The sequence below is a fragment of the Mycobacterium sp. NGS40 genome (assembly GCF_059812735.1).
Map to the genome: position 1 here is coordinate 64240 of NZ_JCALDG010000012.1, position 19114 is coordinate 83353.

Consider the following 19114-nt stretch of genomic DNA (forward strand, 5'->3'; position numbering starts at 1 on the left):
GGTTCGGCCATAAGTAGCCGAGCGAGCAGGCTCATGGCGGTCAGCTCGCGTTGGGCAGCGGGTGCCAGTCGTCAAACTGCTCGGAGGTCTCGCCTTCCACCAACACGTCTCCGTGGTAGAGAGCCTCGAAGTCAACCTTGATGACGTCCGCACTTGAGTCGTCGATCCACATGACACTGAGCCTAAAAGCCACCATTAAGGAATCTTTGAGTCACGATTCGGAAAATGGTGGCAATTTACTCGCCAGTAGGGTTGCCTGGCGTCTAGACGCGGATTCGGCCCCTGACCGGCTTAATCAGCGCCCAATTTTCTAGCCGGACTCTTAGTGTTCGCGGGTTTGAAAACCGCATCGAACCAACCGGACTCTCACCCCGTGGCTTGGTGAGTAGTTGTTTGACACCTGTCTCTTACCGCGGCTAGGTTACCGCGAATATGGTGTGCGCCCCGCGGGACCGCCACCGGGGGAGGAAGCGTAGATGCTGCCAAGGATCGCTCGGCTGGCCATCGCCGCGCCGCGCCGGATCATCGCGGTCGGGGTGCTGGTGTTCATCGCCGCAGCGGTCTTCGGGATCCCCGTCGCCAAGAGCCTGGCTCCCGGCGGTTTCCAGGACCCGGACTCGGAGTCCGCGCGCGCCATCTCGGTGCTCACCGAGAAGTTCGGGCAGAGCGGTCAGCAGATGCTGATCCTGGTGACCGCACCCGCGGGGGTCGACAGTGATCAGGCCCGCACGGTGGGCACCGATCTCGTCAACGAGCTGCAGCGCTCGCCGCTGGTCTACAACGCGACCTCCCCGTGGACCGCGCCGCCGCAAGCTGCCGTCGATCTGACAAGTAAAGACGGCAAGTCCGGGTTGATCGTGGTCAACCTCAAGGGCGGCGAGAACAATGTGCAGAACAACGCCCAAACCCTGTCGGATCAGCTGGTGCACGATCGGGACGGGGTCACCGTCCGGTCCGGCGGCGCGGCCATGGAGTACGCACAGATCAACAAGCAGAACCAAGAAGACCTCTTGGTCATGGAGATGATCGCGCTTCCGCTCAGCTTTCTGGTGCTGATCTGGGTGTTCGGCGGGCTGCTGGCGGCGGCGCTGCCGATGGCCCTGGGTGCGCTCGCCGTCGTGGGTTCGATGACCGTACTGCGGCTCATCACGTTCAGCACCGAGGTGTCGATCTTCGCGCTGAACCTGAGCACCGCGTTGGGCCTGGCGCTGGCGATCGACTACACGTTGTTGATCGTCAGCCGTTACCGCGACGAATTGGCCGAGGGCGGCGACCCCCATCAGGCGCTGATCCGAACCATGACGACTTCCGGGCGCACCGTGCTGTTCTCCGCCGTCACGGTCGCCCTGTCGATGTCTGCGACGGCGCTGTTCCCGATGTACTTCCTCAAGTCGTTCGCCTATGCCGGGGTGGCCACCGTGGCGTTCGTCGCGACCGCGTCGATCGTGATCACCCCGGCTGCGATCGTGTTGCTGGGCCCACGGCTGGATTCGCTGGATGTGAGAAAGCTGGTGCGACGGGTGCTGCGCCGCCCCGCGCCCGTGCACAAGCCCGTCGAGCAAATGTTCTGGTACCGGTCCAGCAAGTTCGTGATGCGCCGTTGGCTGCCGATCGGTGTGGCCGTCGCCTCGGTGCTGGTGCTGCTTGGTCTGCCGTTCCTCCGGGTGACATGGGGCTTCCCCGACGACCGCGTACTGCCCCGATCCGCGTCGGCGCATCAGGTCGGTGACCAGTTGCGCACCAACTTCGCGCACGATTCGGCGACGTCGGTGCCCGTCGTCATTCCCGACGCGCGCGGCGTGAGCCCGGCCGACCTCGACGCTTACGCCGCGGCACTGTCGCGGGTGCCCGGGGTCTCAGGCGTGTCCGCGCCGAGTGGGACGTTCGTCGGCGGGAACCCGGTCGGGCCGCCCGCGGGAGCCACCGGGCTGTCCGACGGTAGTGCGTTCTTGACCGTCAGCAGCACGGAGCCACTGTTCTCGCCGGCGTCCGACACCCAGCTCAAGCGATTGCATCAGGTACCCGGGCCCGCCGGGCGAGCCGTCGAGATGGCCGGCGTCGCCCAGGTCAACCGCGACAGCGTCGACGCGGTGACGGACCGGCTTCCGATGGTGCTCGGCGTGATGGCCGTGATCACCTTCATCTTGCTGTTCCTGCTGACCGGCAGCGTGCTGTTGCCGCTGAAGGCGCTGATGTGCAACGTGCTGTCGTTGACCGCGGCGTTCGGCGCGCTGGTGTGGATTTTCCAGGACGGCCATCTCGGCGCGCTGGGAACGACGCCGAGCGGCACGCTGGTGGCGAACATGCCGGTGTTGTTGTTCTGCATCGCGTTCGGTTTGTCGATGGACTACGAAGTGTTCCTGATCTCGCGGATCCGCGAGTACTGGCTGCAGTACCGGCCGCTGGCGTCGACGGCCAAACAGGCGCACGACGCCAACGACGAAGCGGTGGCGCACGGCGTCGCGCGCACCGGCCGGGTGATCACCGCGGCCGCGCTGGTGATGTCGATGTCGTTTGCCGCGCTGATCGCCGCGCACGTGTCGTTCATGCGGATGTTCGGTCTGGGCCTGACCCTGGCCGTGTTCGTCGACGCGACCCTGGTCCGGATGGTTCTGGTTCCGGCGTTCATGCACGTGATGGGCCGCTGGAACTGGTGGGCGCCCAAGCCGTTGATGTGGCTGCACGAGCGGTTCGGCGTCAGCGAGGGACCGGCCGAACCGGCCGCGCCGATCGAGCCGGTGGCGATCGCCGTCGAGCACAACGGCTATCCGGTCGCCGAACCGGTGACTAAAATCGGCTGAGCTCGGCTGATGGCGGGGGGCTGCGCCGATAGCCAAGGTGGGGATCGTCAATTGCGCGCGCCGGCTGGCTTTATGCTGAGGCCCCGTTCCGAATCGAATAGGTGGGGGATGACAACAGCAACGACACCGACGTTCGAGAACCCGTTCTTCGCGCGGGTGTGGCCGGTTGCCGCCGCTCACGAGACCGAGGCGGTGCGGGCCCTGCGCCGGGAGAACCTGGCCGGCTTGTCGGGCCGGGTGCTCGAGGTCGGGGCGGGTATCGGAACGAACTTCCCCAACTACCCCGAGTCCGTCGCGCAGGTCGTCGCGATGGAGCCCGAGCCGCGCTTGGCGGCCAGGGCGCGGGTGGCCGCCGCTGCCGCGTCGGTACCGGTGGTCCTGACCAACGAGACCGTGGAGGAGTTCCACAGCGGGCAGCCGTTCGATGCGGTGGTGTGCTCCCTGGTGCTGTGCTCGGTGCGCGACCCCGAAGCGGTGCTGCGGCGGGTGTATGAGTTTCTGCGCCCGGGCGGTGAGTTGCGCTATCTCGAGCACGTGGCCAGCGCCGGTATGCGCGGCCGGCTGCAGCGGTTCGCCGACGCGACGATCTGGCCGCGGCTGCTGGGTAACTGCCATACCCATCGCGATACCGAACGCGCGATCGTCGACGCCGGGTTCGAAGTGAACAGCTCCCGGCGGGAGTGGACACTGCCCGCCTGGTCCCCGATGCCGGTATCGGAGCTGTTGCTGGGCCGCGCGCGACGGCCGTAATCCGCTGGGCCGCCGCGAATCCGCTACTTCAGCAGCGCGGGTAGTTTTTGCAGCAGCCCCGGCAGGGCTTGACTCGCGGACTCGCGGATGCAGAGCGTGACGCTGCCCGACAAAGGGGTGGGCTCGGGGTTGACCTCGATCACGGTGACGCCGCGCGAGAGTGCGAGATCGGCGAGGCCGGCGGCCGGGTAGACGATCGCCGAGGTCCCGACGACCACCATCACGTCGGCCGTGTGGGTCGCCTCGACGGCGTGGCTCCACGGGCCTTCGGGCAGCTGCTCGCCGAACCAGACGATGTCGGGCCGGATCAGCCCACCGCAGCGGGGGCACAGCGGCGGTTGCACCTCGATCGCCGGCTCGGCCATCGCGGGCAGGGTCTCGTGATAGGGCAGACCGCAACTCGCGCAACGGAATTCGAAAAGGCTGCCGTGTAGGTGATGGACCGGACTGCTGCCGGCGCGCTCGTGTAGGTCGTCGACATTCTGGGTGACGACGCTGACCTCGGCGTAGTCCTGCCAGGCCGCGATGGCCCGGTGCCCGTCGTTGGGTTCGACGGTGCCCACCAGGTGGTGCCGCCACAGATACCAGGCCCACACCCGTTCGGGGTTATTGACCCAGCCCTGGGTGCTGGACAACTCGTAGGGGTCGAAACGGGCCCACAATCCGTTTTTGTCGTCGCGAAATGTCGGCACTCCACTCTCCGCGGAGATCCCTGCGCCGCTGAGCACCGTCACTCGCATAGCCACCAACATAGCGCTGGTTGGGGTAATACTGGATACGTGGAGCTGGGCGAATGGCTAAAGGTCGACCTCAAGGGCGGCCGGCCGCTTTTCGACCAGCTCCGGACGCAGGTCATCGATGGTGTGCGGGAAGGCGCCCTGGCGCCCGGCAGCCGCTTGCCGACCGTGCGCGAGCTGGCCGGCCAACTGGGTGTGGCCGTCAATACGGTCGCGCGCGCTTACCGTGAGCTGGAGACAGCGGCCATTGTCGAAACTCGCGGGCGCTTCGGCACTTTCATCGCCCGCTACGACCCGACCGACGCGGCGATGGCGGCCGCGGCCCGTGAGTATGTCCATGTCGCCCGCGGACTCGGGTTGGGCAAGGCCGAGGCGCTGCGCTACATCGAGGCCGTGCCCGACGAGGGCTAGCCGAATTCCAGCAGCGTCAAGCACGGTCGCAGCGCTTGGAACACCGGCGCGCGATAGATCATCCGCACCGCGGCGTTGAACGCGCGACCACGTCCCGGCGGCAGTCGCAAATCCCGCACCGCCCGCACCCCCGGCACGGTGTTGACCAGGTCGGCCACCTGGGCCGCCGACAGGCTGAACGGCAACGGTGGCCCCGTGTAGCGTCGCGAGGTTCGCATACCGCGCCGGCTCACCCTGGACACCCAGGCCGGCGGCAGGTCGAAGATCATCTTGCCGCCGGGAAATCTCTTGGCGCACTGGGCAATCAGGCCCATCGCCTGGTCGGGCTCCAGATACATCAGTAGCCCCTCGGCGGTGATGAACACGCCACCTGCCACGTCGACCGAATCCATCCAGCCGTAGTCCAGGGCCGACTGGGCGCACACCGCCACCCGAGGCGAGGCCGGCAGCAGTCGGGTCCGAATTTCGATGATCTCTGGTAGATCGACTGTCAGCCAACGGAATTGGGCATCCGGAATCGCCGCGTCCAACCGCCAGAAGCTGGTCTGCAGACCCTCTGCCAGCGCCACCACGGTGGCCGTCGGGTGCCCCGTCAGAAACGACGCGGCCTGGGTGTCGAACAGTCGTGCGCGCAACGCGATGTCCTGGCGCGGCCGCCCGAACTTCGCGAAGTCGTAGTCGATCGAGTCGACCAGCGCCACCGCCATCGGATCGACGAGCAGGGGATCGGGGCGGCGCGCTTCCTGCGCCCGCGCATTCAGCGTCAGGAGAGCGGTTTCGGAGACGCCGCCGAGGGAGACCTTCTTTTTGGGAGTGTCTTGGGCAGAGCTCATCGTCGAAAACCTTACCTACGTTTCGCTTCCCAGCATGACTTTGGCCAGAGTTCGCATATTGCGCGTAGTAGTCGAGGACTTGTACCGGGGCTTGCCCATCGTCTTGCCGATCGTGCTGTCCAGGGTGCTGCCCTTGGGTACCTGCCAGTAGATGACGCCGTCACCGCGGCTGATCTTCTCGTCGGAGCCGGCCTCGGTGGCCAACTTCGCGAGCTCGCCGAGCACCTCGGCGTCCGCGACGAACGTGACGTAGGACTGGTAACCGTCGACCTCGGGCTGGTACGGGTAGGCCTCGATGACGGCACGCACCGCGTCGACGTCGTAGACCAGGACCCACGCGTCGTAGCCGAACCGTTCGCGCAGCGCGGCTTCGGCCTTCTTGCGCACCCCGGGCGCCTTGGCCGACGACTCCAGCAGCACGTTGCCGGTGGCCAGGATGGTGCGCACGGCAGCGAATCCCGCGTCGGTCAGGGCCGCCTTGACCTCGGCCATTTTCACATTGACGCCGCCGACGTTGACGCCGCGCAGGAACACCGCGTACTTGGTCATGATCCGATTGCACCAGAGCGACGTAGTCTTTGGGGATGGGACGCCAAGTCTTCGACGACAAATTGCTGGCACTGATAGCGGGGAACTCACTCGGGGTGCTGGCCACGATCAAACGCGACGGGCGCCCGCAACTGTCGAACGTGAGTTACCACTTCGACCCGCGTGAGTTGGTGATCCGGGTGTCGATCACCGAACCGCGGGCCAAGACCCGCAATTTGCGCCGGGATCCGCGGGCGTCGATCCTGGTCGACTCCGACGACGGTTGGTCGTATGCGGTCGCTGAAGGCACCGCCGAACTCACGCCCCCGGCCGCCGCGCCCGACGACGACACCGTCGAAGCGTTGATTGCGTTGTATCGCAATATCGCCGGTGAGCATCCCGATTGGGATGAGTACCGCGAGGCGATGGTCACCGATCGGCGGGTGGTGCTGACGTTGCCGATCTCGCACCTGTACGGGATGCCTCCGGGCAAGCGGTAGTCGGACTAGGCTGCCGATATGGCCGACACGACTCCCGGAAAAGATGCCACGCCCGCGCAGGGCGAGGACGACAACAAGCGCAAGTTTCGCGAAGCGTTGGAGCGCAAGATGGCCAAGTCCGCAGGCGGGTCCGACCACAAAGACAGTGGCGGCAAGCAGGCCCGGGCGCACGGCGCCGCGGGCGGGGGCCGTCGGGAATTTCGTCGCAAGAGCGGCGGCTAGTCTGCCCCAGAGTTGTTGGCGGACAGAGCTTTAGCTCAGCCCCGGGGCGAAGAGTCCGATCGACGGGTCGGCCTTGCCCGGCTTGCCGCGCATGCTGGCGCGGGTGCTGGGATGGCTGAAGTCGACTTGGGACGGGTCGTTTTGATAAGCCCAATCCGCCACGATGGTGCGTTGGAAGAACTTCCAGCGGCCGTCGTGGCGGATATAGGTGTCCAGGTACCGACCGCCGATGATCACGTCGATGTCGTGTTCGGGACCGGCGAAGGTGTGAAACACCAGGCAGTAGATCTCGCCACGGGCCCCGTCGCCGTCGACCACGAAGTTCGTGGTGGTGATGTTGTGTTGGGAGACACGCACATACGGCTCGGCCGCCTGTAGCTGCGCGATGAACGGTTCCACGCCGCCCGACGAGAACGAGCCGTGTGAATCGGTCGCGTCCGGGTGGTAGAGATCCCGGAGCGCGCCGTAGTCCGCGCGGTCGACGGCCCGGCAATAGGCGGTGACGAGCTGATGCAGTTCGTCGCGGGCAACCATCAGGGCCAATTTGGCTTCATCCACCACCTCGCCACGATAACCCGGTGGTAATGCGCTGGTCGCCGGCGCCTTTCTGGTGGGTAGTCTGTCGACTGTGAAACTTTGCCTCGCGCAGGATCCTGAGGCCGACGCGCTGCTGGCCAGCGACCCGTTGGCCCTGCTCGTCGGGATGGTGCTGGACCAGCAGGTCACGTTCGAGACCGCTTTCGCGGGACCGAAGAAGATCGCGGACCGGATGGGCAGCTTCAGCGCCGCCGAGATCGCCGACTACGACCCCGACAAGTTCGCCGCGTTGTGCTCGGAAAAGCCTGCGATACACCGGTTTCCGGGGTCGATGGCCAAGCGCATCCAGACCCTGGCCCAGATCGTCGTGGACCGCTACGACGGCGACGCCGCGGGCTTGTGGACCGCCGGCGATCCCGACGGCGACGAGCTGCTGCGGCGCATCAAGGGCCTGCCCGGTTTCGGTGAGGTCAAGGCGCAGATCTTCCTGGCGCTGCTGGGCAAGCAGTACGGCGTCACCGCGAAAGGCTGGCGCACCGCGGCCGGACAGTTCGGCAAGGCCGGCACACATATCTCCGTCGCCGACATCGTCGACGACCAGTCGATGGGGAAAGTGCGCGCGTACAAGAAGCAGATGAAAGCGGCAGCCAAGGCGGCTAAGTAGTAGGTCACCAGAAGGGAAGGGCGGCAACGTGAAGACACACCTGACGTGTCCGTGCGGAGAAGCCATCGTCGGCAAGGATGAGGATGAGCTGGTCGAGCTGACCCAGGCTCACCTGTCCAGCGTTCATCCGGGCCTGGAGTACGACCGCGACGCCATCCTGTTCATGGCGTACTAGCCAACCCCTGGCTTCAGGGCACCACCGTCGAGCCGATGGTGGGCAGGAACTGGCACTGCTTTTCTTTGGTCGTGACCTGACCGAAGATCGTCGACATGATGCTGCCCGAACCGGTGTCGGCGATCGCGGTCAATGTCGTCGGTCCCTCGGGATTGATGTCGGTGCGGGGCGTGAGGGTCACGGTGCCCGACTTGCCCGTCGTCAGGTTCACCCAGGTGACGTTCAGCGGTAGCTTCTGCACCTCGGCGGGTCCGGGCGTCCCGACCGCGGTGAACACGTAGGCGGTCTGGCCTGGCTTGGGGCCGGGCGTCGGGATCGGGGCCGGCCCGGCCACCGACAGCGCGGTTGCCAGCGCGCTGCTGCCGTCGGCGAGGCAGTTGCTGCCGACTGAGGGATACATGAAGTCCTGCGTGACCGGTGCGTCAGGGCCGAAACCCGGGGCCGTCGCGGCCGCCGGGGCCGCGCCCGGGGCCGGCGCGGGCGTTGGTGCGGGTGCGGGTGCCGCCGAGGGGGCCGGAGCCGGTGCCGCGGCCGGAGCGGGTGCGGGGCCTGGCGCGGGTGCGGCCTCGGGAGCCGGACCGGGAGCGGCGCCGGGTACCGGAGCGTGTGGCGTGCCGGCCGGGGGAGCCGCCGCCGGGGCCGGGCCCGCGGCGTGGACCGGGTCGATGCCGGTCGGCAGATGAGCCTGGGCGCCCGGCACGATGCCGGCACCGGGCACATGCTCGGACGGGGCGGCGATGGGCGCCGGAGCCGGCGCACCGGGAACCGGGGCACCCGGCTCCTGAACGAATTGATTCACCGACGCGGCCACGTTCTTCGATTCGCCGGGCGCCGACGGGTTATGGGTGAACGCCTGGGCCGCGGCCATCAGCAGCTGCGTGGCTTGGCCGGGGTCGGTCGCGGCCTGCTGAATGATCGGGCTCAGCTGCGACAGCGCGGGCAGGCCGGGCAGGCCCTGGGTCGCGCTTTGTTGGGGTGTCGGCTGCGGTGCCGCCGGATCGGCTGCCGCGCTCGGGCAAAGCCCGAACGCGGCAACCGATGCCGTCACGACCGCGGCCAAACCTCTGGACAGATTCCAACTGCTTGCCACGATGTCCTCCGGTCCTTCGGTAGTGGATTAGCCGTTTAACGAACTGCTCAGGGAATGGCCGAGAGCAGCGGCGACAGCGGGGTAGCCGCCGGCGCGGCGGCGGCCGGCGCGGCTGCCGTCCCCGGGACGGCGCCCGCGGCGAGCGACGTCAGGTCGCCCGGAAGCGACAGCTTCGGCGGCACGTTCAGCGGCAGGCCGGGCAGTGCCGGCATGTTCACATTCGCCACCTGGGGTGCCGACGCCGGTGCGGCGGCCGGCGCCGCCGGTGACGTCAGGCCCGGGATCGAGCTCAGCCCGGGGATACCGGAACTCGCCGGCGCGGTGGGAGCCGCCGGTGTGGTCTGGCCCAATCCAGGAATCGAGCTGAGGCCGGGAACCGTCGGGCTGGCCGCCGTGGGGGCGGGCGTTGCCGGGGTGAGTCCCGGAATCGACGGGACACCCGCCGGGGCGGACGCCGCGGGCGCCTGTGCGGCCGAGCTCAGGCCCGGGAAGGTGATACCGGGCTGGGGCGGAGCCTGCGGCGGCTGCGCACCGAGAGCGGTCGCGAGGTTCTGCAGAATCTGCGGAGCGTTGGCCGCCGAAGCGATCAACTGCTGCGGGATGTTCTGCAGGCCGGGGTCGGGAATCGGCGCCGGGTCGGCGTGGGCGATACCGCCCGTGAGTAGGGCGGCGGACGAACCGACGACAACGGCGGCGGCTTTCACGTAAGTCCAGATGCTTGGCATTGCTCCCCCAAGGGATCGACAACAGGTGACGGAGCCGAAGCTACTTTGATGCTGGTGGGACTCAAGTGACACGTGTGGCATTTATTTGATCGTTATCGAGACGAGTGATGGCGGTGACCAGACGGTTGCGGACGCGGCCGCGACTGCGGATCGCCGGCAAAGTCCGCTGCTCGGCGCGTGCCGGGGGTGGCGACGGACAACACCACAGCGTCCGCCGCGGTCGCTAAAGTCAGGCGGGTAGACACCAATGTGGCCGCCCGGGCGGCACCCATCTCCCGGCGGATGGCGAGTGTGATCAGCTCCGCCGCGCCGCTGCTGTTGGTCGTGAGCGTCGCCGCACGACTCGCCTTGACGTACCTGACGCGCAACGGCGCGAACTTCGTCGACCTGCACGTCTATCTCGGCGGCGCGGCCGCGCTGGAGCACCCCGGCACCCTGTACGACTTCGTCTACAGCGAGCGCACACCGGACTTCCCGTTGCCGTTCACCTATCCGCCGTTCGCGGCGATCGTCTTCTACCCGTTGCACCTGTTGCCGTTTGGCCTGACCGGCTTCCTGTGGCTGGCCGCGACGATGGCCGCGCTGTACGCCTCGGTTCGCATCAGCCAGCGACTACTCGGCGTGCCGCCCGGCAGTGGCCGGCGTGTCGCGATGGCGTGGACCGCGATCACGATCTGGATCGAGCCGCTGCGCAACAACTTCGACTACGGGCAGATCAATGTCTTTCTGATGCTCGCGGTGCTCTGCGCGATCTACACGACGCGCTGGTGGCTATCCGGACTGTTGGTCGGCGTGGCGGCGGGGATCAAATTGACCCCGGCGATCGCCGGGGTTTATCTGGTGGGCGTCCGGCGATTCGCCGCGGCCGCGTTTTCGGCGGTTGTGTTCTTCGGCACCATCGCGCTGTCGATGTTGATCGTCGGCGATCAGACTCGCTACTACTTCACCGATCTGCTCGGCGACGCCCACCGGGTGGGGCCGATCGCGACCTCGATCAATCAGTCGTGGCGGGGCGGCATTTCCCGGATCCTGGGTCACGACGCCGGCTTCGGTCCGCCGGTCGTGATCGCCATCGCCGTGACGGCGGTACTGGCCATCCTGGCGTGGCGAGCCGTGGACTCCTCGGATCGGCTCGGCAAGTTGCTGGTGGTCGAGATGTTCGCGCTGCTGATGTCACCCATTTCGTGGACCCATCACTGGGTGTGGCTGGTGCCGCTGATGATCTGGCTGATTCACGGACCCAGGCGCGAGCGACGCGCAATGCGGGTCGCGGGCTGGGGCTGGTTGGCGCTGACCATCGTCGGCGTGCCGTGGCTGTTGTTGTTCGCTCAGCCGAACATCTGGCAGATCAGCCGGCCCTGGTACTTCGCGTGGGCTGGGCTGGCGTACACGGTGGCCGCAGTGGCAACCCTGGTTGTCATCGCCACGTCCGGCAAACGAGTCGGCCGCTCTGATGCGACGCCGGCCCAGCAGTCTCGCCCACGGGCGGCGCCGTCGCTGGGCTAGCTCCCGACGATCCCGTTGATATCGCGTGCCATCTCGATGTCGTTTTTGGTGATTCCGCCTTCAGAGTGCGTGACAAGTGCGAAAGTCACTGTCCGCCAACGGATATCGATATCCGGGTGATGGTCTTTACTTTCGGCGTGCTCGCCGACCCGGCGCACCGCGTCGATGCCGTCCAAGAAACTTCCAAACTTGATCGAGCGGCGCAATGCCCCATCCGCACGTTCCCAACCGTCGAGATCGGGCAGAGCGGCATCTACTTGCTCATCCGTCAGTACGGCCATGACAGCAAACCTTTCTAGGCGAAAAACCTTGCCAGTCGCCACGTTACGCCATGACTCCGGTCGTTTGAGTTCGCCAATTTGGGGAAGTCGGTGTTGAACCGCCGTAGCGGCCACTTCGTCAAGCAGGTAATGGCCCCGGGGTTCAGGGAGGGACGTGGCCGCCATGACGGAGAATCTGACACCGCACTTCGAAGACGTCCAGGCGCATTACGACTTGTCGGACGACTTCTTCCGGCTGTTCCTCGATCCCACGATGACTTACAGCTGCGCCTACTTCGATCGCCTGCAGCCCATCACCCTGGAAGAGGCCCAGATCCGCAAGATGGACCTGTCGCTGGGCAAGCTGGGGCTGCGGCCCGGGATGACGCTCTTGGACATCGGCTGCGGCTGGGGAGCCACGTCGCGCCGCGCGATCGAGAAGTACGACGTGAACGTCGTCGGCCTGACATTGTCGGAACACCAGGCCGCCCATGTCCAGAAATCGTTCGACGCGATGAACACCCCGCGCAGCAGGCGGGTGCTGTTGCAGGGCTGGGAACAATTCGACGGGTCCGCCGACCGGATTGTCTCCATCGGTGCGTTCGAGCACTTCGGTTACGACCGCTACGACGATTTCTTCGCGATGGCCTATCGCACCCTGCCCGGCGACGGGGTGATGCTGCTGCACACGATCACCATGCTGACCGCACAGCAGATCGTGGAGCGCGGCCTGCCGATGTCCGAGGAGCAGACCAGCTTCAACGACTTCATCGCCCGGGAAATCTTCCCCGGGGGCCAGTTGCCCGCGATCGAGATGGTGGAGTTCCACGCCTCGAAGATGGGTTTCAACCTGGCCCGCCGCCAGTCGCTGCGACTGCACTACGCCCGGACGCTGGACCATTGGGCCGTCGCATTGGCCGGGCGCCATGACGACGCGGTCAGCATCCAATCCGAAGAGGTTTATCAGCGCTATATGCGTTACCTGACGGGATGTGCCGATGCGTTCCGGGACGGCTACATCGACGTCAACCAATTCACGTTGCGTAAGTGAATCGGGTTGCGACACATGTGAGTTCGTGGCACGTGCCCGGTGCCGACGGGTAGGCAACCGTCTACTGCGCGAACTTTGCTGAACGTGAGCATGAACGGCGGGCTGATACGCCCCGATCTGCCCTACCCTGACCGCATGAAGCCCGAGAATTTCATTGCTCTGCATCGCGACTACCTTGAACGACCCGACGCCGTCAAAGTCATCGCCGATGCGGACGGCGGATGGAGCGTCTTCATCGAGATCGGCGGCCCGTATAAAACCCTGGAGAGGGCCGACGAGGTCGCCAAACTGATCACCGCCGACCTGTTCGACTTGTACCGCGCCAAGGCGTGACATCAATTGTGGGCCAGCATCGTTCGGCATCGACCGTCGATGAGGTCCACCGGCTGCGCGGGCGGGACGAGGGCCCGCGCCGCATTGCTGCTTGCCTGACAGTCGATGCGATCGGCGATCGGGCGGCACCGATCGGTTAACTTGTCGCAATGGCCTCGATACAGCTGTCGATGGGAATACCCTCCTTCTCCGCCGAGGAGCCGGTGAACTGGGAGCACCTCACTGACTGGGCGCGCGTGCTGGAGAGCGCCGGATTCGATCGAGTGCTGGTCTCCGAGCACATCGCGTTCGGCATGAACATGGACGCCTACGCGGATCCCGGCGTCGGGGGAACGGCCGGCGGTCGCCAACCCACCGGGCCGGACGGACCCTGGCTGGAGCCGCTCACCGTGCTGACCTACCTCGCGGCCCGCACCGAACGCATCCGGTTGGGCACCAACATCTTGCTGGCTGCGCTGCGTCCCGCCGCCGTTCTCGCGAAAACCGTTGCGACACTGGATGTTCTTTCGGGCGGGCGCGTGGATCTCGGGGTGGGCGTCGGCTGGCAGCGCGAGGAATACGACGTGGCCGGAGTGGATTTCGACAGGCGCGGGGCGATCCTGGACCAGACGCTCGAGGTGTGTACGCGGTTGTGGCGGGAGAACGAGGTCAGCTACGCCTCACCCGAGTTGACCTTCGATCGGATCCACCAGATGCCCAAGCCGCTACAGCCGGGCGGCGTGCCGATCTGGGTGAGTGGGACGGTCAATCGTGCCGTCGCCCGCCGCCTCGCGCGGTTCGGAAAGTATTGGATTCCCTGGGGTCAGGATGCCCGTGACCTCGCCGACGGGATCGGACGGATGCGGGCGGCGGTCGAAGGTGCCGGCGGTGATCCGCACGGGTTCGGCGTCACCGGCTCGCTTCGGGTCAGGGCCAGCGCCGACGGCGGGCCGGATCTCGCTGCCGTCGCCGCCGACGCGGCCGCACTCGCGAAAGCCGGCGTCACGGACTTGAGGCTCATCCAATGGCCGGCGCGGTTCGGGAACGGCGAAAGCGATCTGCGCGTGTTTGTCGAAGCGGTACGCGCCGCGGTCTGACCCGGCCGTGCCGACCCAGATCGTCGTTGCCGGAGCCGTCATCCGTGGCTCCGCGCTGCTGGTCGCCCAACGCGTGCGGCCACCGGAATTGGCCGGCCGCTGGGAGCTGCCTGGCGGCAAGGTCGCGCCCGGCGAGACCGAGCCGCAAGCGTTGGCCCGCGAACTGGCCGAGGAACTCGGCCTCGAGGTTGCCGACGTGATGGTGGGGGATCGCCTTGGTGCCGACATTGCGCTGAACGACACGACGACGTTGCGGGCCTACTTGGTGCGCCTGATTGACGGCGAACCGCACCCGCATGACCACCGGGCGCTGCGCTGGGTGACGGCAGCCGAGTTGCCCGAAGTCGACTGGGTGCCCGCCGATCGCGGATGGCTGGCGGACCTGGCCAGCGTCCTCTGAGCGGCTCGGGCGCACACCGGATGAGCTGCTCGGTTCGCCATTGATGGGCCACCGCTGCCAGAATCACCGACGTGCCATTCCGCAATGTCGCCATCGTCGCCCACGTCGACCACGGCAAGACCACTCTCGTTGACGCGATGCTGCGCCAGTCCGGCGCGCTGACACATCGTGGCGATGACGCGGTCGAGCGCCTCATGGACTCCGGGGACCTGGAGAAGGAAAAGGGCATCACGATCCTGGCCAAGAACACCGCCGTGCACCGCAAGCATCCGGACGGATCGACGACCGTCATCAACGTCATCGACACCCCGGGCCACGCCGACTTCGGCGGCGAGGTCGAACGCGGGCTCTCGATGGTGGACGGTGTGCTGTTGCTGGTCGACGCTTCCGAGGGCCCACTGCCGCAGACCAGGTTCGTACTGCGCAAGGCACTGGCCGCCCACCTGCCGGTGATCCTGGTCGTCAACAAGACCGACCGGCCGGACGCCCGGATCTCCGAGGTTGTCTCGGAGAGCCACGACCTGCTGCTCGACGTCGCATCGGACCTCGACGAGGAAGCGCAGAAGGCCGCCGAGGAGGCCCTCGGCCTGCCGACGCTGTACGCCTCGGGCCGAGCCGGCATCGCCAGCACGACGGAGCCGTCCAACGGACAGAACCCCGAGGGCGACAACCTCGATCCGCTGTTCGACGTGCTGCTCGAGCACATCCCGCCGCCGCAGGGTGATCCCGAGGCGCCGCTGCAGGCGCTGGTGACCAACCTCGACGCGTCGGCGTTCCTCGGCCGGCTCGCCCTGATCCGCATCTACAAGGGCCGCATCCGCAAGGGCCAGCAGGTCGCCTGGATGCGCGAGGTGGACGGCCATCCGGTGATCACGACCGCGAAGATCACCGAGCTGCTGGTGACCGAGGGTGTGGAACGCACGCCCACCGACGAGGCGATCGCCGGCGACATCGTCGCTGTCGCGGGCATTCCGGAGATCATGATCGGTGACACCCTCGCCGACCCCGAGCACGCGCACGCACTGCCGCGCATCACCGTCGACGAGCCGGCCATCTCGGTGACCGTCGGCACCAACACCTCACCGCTGGCGGGCAAGGTGAAGGGTCACAAGCTGACCGCCCGGATGGTGAAGTCGCGCCTGGACGCCGAACTCGTCGGCAACGTCTCCATCAAGGTCGTCGAGATCGACCGGCCCGATGCGTGGGAGGTGCAGGGCCGCGGCGAGCTCGCGCTGGCGGTGCTCGTCGAGCAGATGCGCCGCGAGGGTTTCGAGCTGACCGTCGGCAAGCCGCAGGTGGTCACGCAGACGATCGACGGCAAGCTGCACGAGCCGTTCGAGGCGATGACGATCGACTGCCCGGAGGAATTCGTCGGCGCCATCACCCAATTGATGGCCGGCCGCAAGGGCCGCATGGAGGAGATGACCAACCACGCGGCGGGCTGGGTCCGGATGGACTTCATCGTGCCCAGCCGCGGCCTGATCGGCTTCCGCACCGAATTCCTCACCATCACCCGCGGCACCGGCATCGCCAACGCGGTGTTCGACGGCTATCGGCCGTGGGCGGGAGAGATCCGGGCCCGCCACACCGGCTCGCTGGTCTCGGACCGCTCCGGTGTCATCACGCCGTTCGCGATGATCCAGCTCGCCGACCGCGGCCAATTCTTTGTCGAGCCCGGGCAGGACACCTACGAGGGCATGGTCGTCGGAATCAACCCGCGCGCGGAGGATCTCGACATCAACATCACGCGGGAGAAGAAGCTGACCAACATGCGGTCGTCCACGGCCGACGTCATCGAGACGCTGGCCCGACCGCTGGAACTCGACCTGGAGCAGGCCATGGAGTTCTGCGCGGCCGACGAGTGCGTCGAGGTGACTCCGGAGATCGTGCGGGTGCGCAAGGTCGAGCTGGACGCCACCTCGCGGGCGCGCAGCAAGGCGCGGGCGAAGGCTCGGAGCTAGTTTGTTGTTGTCCTTCGCCCGAAGGAGTCGACAAGCCGCCGGGCAGGCGGTCGATACCCTGATGCTCGTGCTGCATCGGGCCCGCCACGTTTTGCTGACCGGCGCCGTGCTGTTCGCACTGATGGGACTGACCCTGGCGGCGTGCACCGTCAGCCCGCCGCCGGCCCCGCAAAGCACCGATACGCCGCACAACACACCGCCGCCGCCGCAGCGGGTCACCCAGATCATCATGGGCATCGACTCGATCGGCGCCGGGTTCAACCCGCATCTGCTCTCTGATCTGTCTCCGGTGAACGCCGCGATCAGTGCGCTGGTGTTACCGAGCGCGTTCCGGCCGGTGCCCGACCCCAACACGCCCACGGGTTCGCGGTGGGAGCTGGATCCGACCCTGCTGGTGTCCGCCGAGGTGACCGGCCAGAACCCGTTCACGGTCACCTACAAGATCCGGCCCGAGGCGCAGTGGACCGACAACGCCCCGATCGGCGCCGACGACTTCTGGTACCTGTGGCATCAAATGGTCACCCAACCCGGGGTGGTCGATCCGGGCGGCTATGACCTGATCACCGGTGTGCAGTCGCTCGAGGGCGGCAAGCAGGCCGTCGTCACCTTCGCCCAGCCGTATCCGGCCTGGAAGGAATTGTTCAACGACCTGCTGCCGGCACACATCGTCAAGGACGTGCCGGGCGGTTTCGCCGCCGGACTGGTCCGGTCGCTGACGGTCACCGGCGGACAGTTCCGGGTGGAGAACATCGACCCGCAGCGCGACGAGATCCTGATCGCCCGCAACGACCGCTATTGGGGGCCGCCCGCCAAGCCGGCGCTGATCCAGTTCCGGCGGGCCGGAGCGCCTGCGGCACTGGCGGATTCGGTGCGCAACGGTGACACTCAGGTGGCCCAGGTGCACGGCGGCTCGGCGTCCTTCGCCCAGCTGTCGGCCATCCCCGACGTGCGGACCGCCCGGATCATGACCCCGCGCGTCATGCAGCTCACGCTGCGTGCCAACCAGCCCAAGCTGGCCGATACCCAGGTCCGCAAAGGGATTCTGGGATTGCTCGACGTCGATCTGCTCGCCGCCGTGGGCGCCGGCAGCGACAACACCATCTCGCTGGACCAGGCTCAGATCCGGGCGCCCAGCGACCCCGGCTATGTCCCGACCGCGCCGCCCGCGATGACCAAACAGGCTGCGCTGGCCCTGTTTTCGGCGGCCGGGTACCAGGTGGAGAACAGCGCACCGGCGCCCGAGAGCACCCCGCCGCCGACCACCGGGCCGCCGGAGGTGATCCGCGGCCGGATCAGCAAGGACGGCAAGCAGTTGTCGCTGGTGATCGGGGTGGCCGCCAACGACCCGACCTCGGTGGCCGTGGCCAACACCGCCGCCGACCAATTGCGCAACGTCGGCATCGCCGCATCGGTGTCGGCGCTGGATCCGGTGACGCTGTATCGCGACGCGCTGACCAACAACCAGGTGGACGCGATCGTGGGGTGGCACCAGGCCGGTGGAAACCTGGCGACGCTGCTGGCGTCGCGCTACGGCTGCCCCGCCTTGGAGTCGACGCCGGTACCGACCGCGACCACCCCGCCGACGACCACTCCCGTCGCATCGACCTCACCGGCGTCGCCGGCCAGTACGGCGCCGACGGCGCCGGGTCGTCCGCCCGATCCCGGGGCGCTGGTGCAGGCGCCGTCGAACCTGACCGGGATCTGCGACCGCAGTATCCAGTCCAACATCGACGCCGCCCTCGAAGGCACCAAGAGCATCAACGACGTGATCACCGCGGTGGAGCCGCGGCTGTGGAACATGTCGACGGTGTTGCCGATCCTGCAGGACACCACGATCGTCGGGGCGGGCCCGAGCGTGCAGAACGTCAGCCTCTCCGGAGCCGTGCCGGTCGGCATCGTCGGAGACGCCGGGCAATGGGTGAAAACCGGGCCCTAGGGACTAGTCGGCGACGCCGACGCCCGGGGCGGGATGACGGTGTCGACGATCAGCGCCAGCTCGCGCCGGTTGGGGGGCACGCCGGTCAGCATGAAGTGATGGTTGATCAATGCCGGTCCGACGCGTGCGGTCAGCGACGTGACGTTGGCAGGATCGAGTTCGCCGGCGTCGATCGCGGTTTGCAGGATCGATTCGACAATCTGTAGCCGCGGGCACACCACGGCGTCGGCGAAGATGGCCCGCATCTCGGGTTCGTGCAGCAGCTGATGGATGGTGTCCAGGCCGGGAAACCCCGTCTTGCCGGCCAGCACATCACGGTGCGAGGTGAACAGCGTCAGCAGGGCGTCCCTGGGCGATCGGCCGGAGCGGGGTTCGGGCACCGGCGGCAGCGCGAACACCAGCGCGGCGTGCACCAGATCGTGCTTGCTGCACCAGCGCCGGTACAGCGCGGCCTTGCCGGTCTGAGCGCGCGCGGCGATTCCTTCCATCGTCAGCCCGCCGTAGCCGACCTCGGCCAACTCCGCCAGCGTGGCCTCGTAGAGCGCTCGCTCGAGCACCTCGCCGCGGCGGCGGCTGCGGACGCCCGTCCGCGCTGTCTCGGTGGCTTGCGGCATTTCT

Annotated in this window: 23 protein-coding genes; 14 read left to right on the forward strand and 9 right to left on the reverse strand. The window is 67.2% G+C overall.

The features are described 5' to 3' along the window. Positions 1 to 40: 40 nt before the first annotated feature. Positions 41 to 172 carry a hypothetical protein gene (locus tag AC5Y5O_RS19085; RefSeq protein WP_096289721.1) on the reverse strand — a complete coding sequence of 44 codons (132 nt, stop codon included), beginning with the start codon at positions 170 to 172 and terminating at the stop codon, positions 41 to 43. A gap of 304 nt (positions 173 to 476) precedes the next feature. Here AC5Y5O_RS19085 and AC5Y5O_RS19090 point away from each other — a divergent pair, with 304 nt between their 5' ends. Then, on the forward strand, positions 477 to 2801 hold the full coding sequence (locus AC5Y5O_RS19090; RefSeq protein ID WP_500026724.1) for an MMPL family transporter: 2325 nt from the start codon (positions 477 to 479) through the stop codon (positions 2799 to 2801). Positions 2802 to 2909: 108 nt separating this feature from the next. Beyond that, entirely contained in the window at positions 2910 to 3551 is a 642-nt protein-coding gene (locus AC5Y5O_RS19095) for a class I SAM-dependent methyltransferase (protein ID WP_500026725.1), read from the forward strand. 23 nt (positions 3552 to 3574) lie between these two features. On the opposite strand, the gene AC5Y5O_RS19100 is transcribed toward AC5Y5O_RS19095, so the two are convergent. After that, a complete protein-coding gene (locus AC5Y5O_RS19100) occupies positions 3575 to 4303 on the reverse strand; it encodes an SIR2 family NAD-dependent protein deacylase (RefSeq protein ID WP_279304539.1) in 729 nt (242 codons plus the stop codon). A gap of 27 nt (positions 4304 to 4330) precedes the next feature. On the opposite strand from AC5Y5O_RS19100, the gene AC5Y5O_RS19105 reads away from it, so the two are divergent. Beyond that, positions 4331 to 4699, forward strand: a complete 369-nt coding sequence (locus AC5Y5O_RS19105) for an Rv1152 family transcriptional regulator (protein ID WP_096289717.1) — start codon at positions 4331 to 4333, stop codon at positions 4697 to 4699. On the opposite strand, the gene AC5Y5O_RS19110 is transcribed toward AC5Y5O_RS19105, so the two are convergent. Next, positions 4696 to 5532: a class I SAM-dependent methyltransferase gene (locus AC5Y5O_RS19110; protein WP_096289716.1), complete on the reverse strand. Its 837-nt coding sequence runs from the start codon at positions 5530 to 5532 to the stop codon at positions 4696 to 4698. The two genes, AC5Y5O_RS19105 and AC5Y5O_RS19110, sit on opposite strands and share 4 nt — an antisense overlap. A gap of 15 nt (positions 5533 to 5547) precedes the next feature. Continuing rightward, positions 5548 to 6081, reverse strand: a complete 534-nt coding sequence (locus tag AC5Y5O_RS19115) for a DUF1697 domain-containing protein (RefSeq protein WP_096289715.1) — start codon at positions 6079 to 6081, stop codon at positions 5548 to 5550. A gap of 35 nt (positions 6082 to 6116) precedes the next feature. On the opposite strand from AC5Y5O_RS19115, the gene AC5Y5O_RS19120 reads away from it, so the two are divergent. Together AC5Y5O_RS19120 and AC5Y5O_RS19125 are read left to right on the forward strand one after the other, a co-directional pair. Then, complete coding sequence (locus tag AC5Y5O_RS19120; protein ID WP_096289714.1) at positions 6117 to 6560, forward strand: PPOX class F420-dependent oxidoreductase; 444 nt, start codon at positions 6117 to 6119, stop codon at positions 6558 to 6560. 18 nt (positions 6561 to 6578) lie between these two features. Beyond that, entirely contained in the window at positions 6579 to 6782 is a 204-nt protein-coding gene (locus AC5Y5O_RS19125) for a DUF5302 domain-containing protein (protein ID WP_096289713.1), read from the forward strand. A gap of 30 nt (positions 6783 to 6812) precedes the next feature. Here AC5Y5O_RS19125 and AC5Y5O_RS19130 read toward each other — a convergent pair whose 3' ends face one another. Beyond that, the gene (locus tag AC5Y5O_RS19130; protein WP_096291320.1) at positions 6813 to 7316 is read right to left on the reverse strand and encodes a nuclear transport factor 2 family protein; all 504 of its coding nucleotides are present in this window, start codon (positions 7314 to 7316) and stop codon (positions 6813 to 6815) included. A 94-nt stretch (positions 7317 to 7410) separates the two neighbouring features. On the opposite strand from AC5Y5O_RS19130, the gene AC5Y5O_RS19135 reads away from it, so the two are divergent. Beyond that, positions 7411 to 7983 (forward strand): HhH-GPD-type base excision DNA repair protein, encoded by a 573-nt coding sequence (locus AC5Y5O_RS19135; RefSeq protein ID WP_096289712.1) that lies wholly within the window; start codon positions 7411 to 7413, stop codon positions 7981 to 7983. A 28-nt stretch (positions 7984 to 8011) separates the two neighbouring features. Continuing rightward, positions 8012 to 8158 (forward strand): DUF1059 domain-containing protein, encoded by a 147-nt coding sequence (locus AC5Y5O_RS19140; protein ID WP_084163488.1) that lies wholly within the window; start codon positions 8012 to 8014, stop codon positions 8156 to 8158. A gap of 13 nt (positions 8159 to 8171) precedes the next feature. Here AC5Y5O_RS19140 and AC5Y5O_RS19145 read toward each other — a convergent pair whose 3' ends face one another. Both AC5Y5O_RS19145 and AC5Y5O_RS19150 read right to left on the reverse strand, forming a co-directional pair. Continuing rightward, entirely contained in the window at positions 8172 to 9248 is a 1077-nt protein-coding gene (locus AC5Y5O_RS19145; protein ID WP_096289711.1) for an Rv1157c family protein, read from the reverse strand. A 47-nt stretch (positions 9249 to 9295) separates the two neighbouring features. Beyond that, positions 9296 to 9973 carry a hypothetical protein gene (locus AC5Y5O_RS19150; RefSeq protein WP_207768588.1) on the reverse strand — a complete coding sequence of 226 codons (678 nt, stop codon included), beginning with the start codon at positions 9971 to 9973 and terminating at the stop codon, positions 9296 to 9298. Between the two features lie 186 nt (positions 9974 to 10159). Between AC5Y5O_RS19150 and AC5Y5O_RS19155 the strand changes: the two genes are divergently transcribed. After that, entirely contained in the window at positions 10160 to 11479 is a 1320-nt protein-coding gene (locus AC5Y5O_RS19155) for a mannosyltransferase (protein WP_423790930.1), read from the forward strand. On the opposite strand, the gene AC5Y5O_RS19160 is transcribed toward AC5Y5O_RS19155, so the two are convergent. Continuing rightward, positions 11476 to 11760, reverse strand: coding sequence for a 4a-hydroxytetrahydrobiopterin dehydratase (locus AC5Y5O_RS19160; RefSeq protein ID WP_096289709.1), 285 nt, complete (start codon positions 11758 to 11760; stop codon positions 11476 to 11478). The genes AC5Y5O_RS19155 and AC5Y5O_RS19160 overlap by 4 nt on opposite strands. Before the next feature lie 163 nt (positions 11761 to 11923). Between AC5Y5O_RS19160 and AC5Y5O_RS19165 the strand changes: the two genes are divergently transcribed. The 6 genes from AC5Y5O_RS19165 to AC5Y5O_RS19190 all read left to right on the forward strand — a co-directional run bounded on the left by AC5Y5O_RS19165 (position 11924) and on the right by AC5Y5O_RS19190 (position 18496). After that, positions 11924 to 12790 carry a cyclopropane mycolic acid synthase family methyltransferase gene (locus AC5Y5O_RS19165; RefSeq protein WP_096291318.1) on the forward strand — a complete coding sequence of 289 codons (867 nt, stop codon included), beginning with the start codon at positions 11924 to 11926 and terminating at the stop codon, positions 12788 to 12790. Between the two features lie 135 nt (positions 12791 to 12925). Beyond that, entirely contained in the window at positions 12926 to 13123 is a 198-nt protein-coding gene (locus tag AC5Y5O_RS19170; RefSeq protein ID WP_133160879.1) for a hypothetical protein, read from the forward strand. A gap of 149 nt (positions 13124 to 13272) precedes the next feature. Beyond that, positions 13273 to 14199 carry a TIGR03619 family F420-dependent LLM class oxidoreductase gene (locus AC5Y5O_RS19175; protein WP_500026737.1) on the forward strand — a complete coding sequence of 309 codons (927 nt, stop codon included), beginning with the start codon at positions 13273 to 13275 and terminating at the stop codon, positions 14197 to 14199. A gap of 7 nt (positions 14200 to 14206) precedes the next feature. Next, positions 14207 to 14599, forward strand: a complete 393-nt coding sequence (locus tag AC5Y5O_RS19180) for a (deoxy)nucleoside triphosphate pyrophosphohydrolase (RefSeq protein ID WP_096289706.1) — start codon at positions 14207 to 14209, stop codon at positions 14597 to 14599. 71 nt (positions 14600 to 14670) lie between these two features. Continuing rightward, positions 14671 to 16560 carry a translational GTPase TypA gene (typA, locus tag AC5Y5O_RS19185; RefSeq protein WP_096289705.1) on the forward strand — a complete coding sequence of 630 codons (1890 nt, stop codon included), beginning with the start codon at positions 14671 to 14673 and terminating at the stop codon, positions 16558 to 16560. A gap of 61 nt (positions 16561 to 16621) precedes the next feature. After that, positions 16622 to 18496 carry an ABC transporter family substrate-binding protein gene (locus AC5Y5O_RS19190; protein WP_096289704.1) on the forward strand — a complete coding sequence of 625 codons (1875 nt, stop codon included), beginning with the start codon at positions 16622 to 16624 and terminating at the stop codon, positions 18494 to 18496. Here the strand turns inward: AC5Y5O_RS19190 and AC5Y5O_RS19195 are convergent. Next, positions 18493 to 19110 carry a TetR/AcrR family transcriptional regulator gene (locus AC5Y5O_RS19195; protein WP_096291317.1) on the reverse strand — a complete coding sequence of 206 codons (618 nt, stop codon included), beginning with the start codon at positions 19108 to 19110 and terminating at the stop codon, positions 18493 to 18495. The two genes, AC5Y5O_RS19190 and AC5Y5O_RS19195, sit on opposite strands and share 4 nt — an antisense overlap. Between the last annotated feature and the right edge of the window lie 4 nt (positions 19111 to 19114).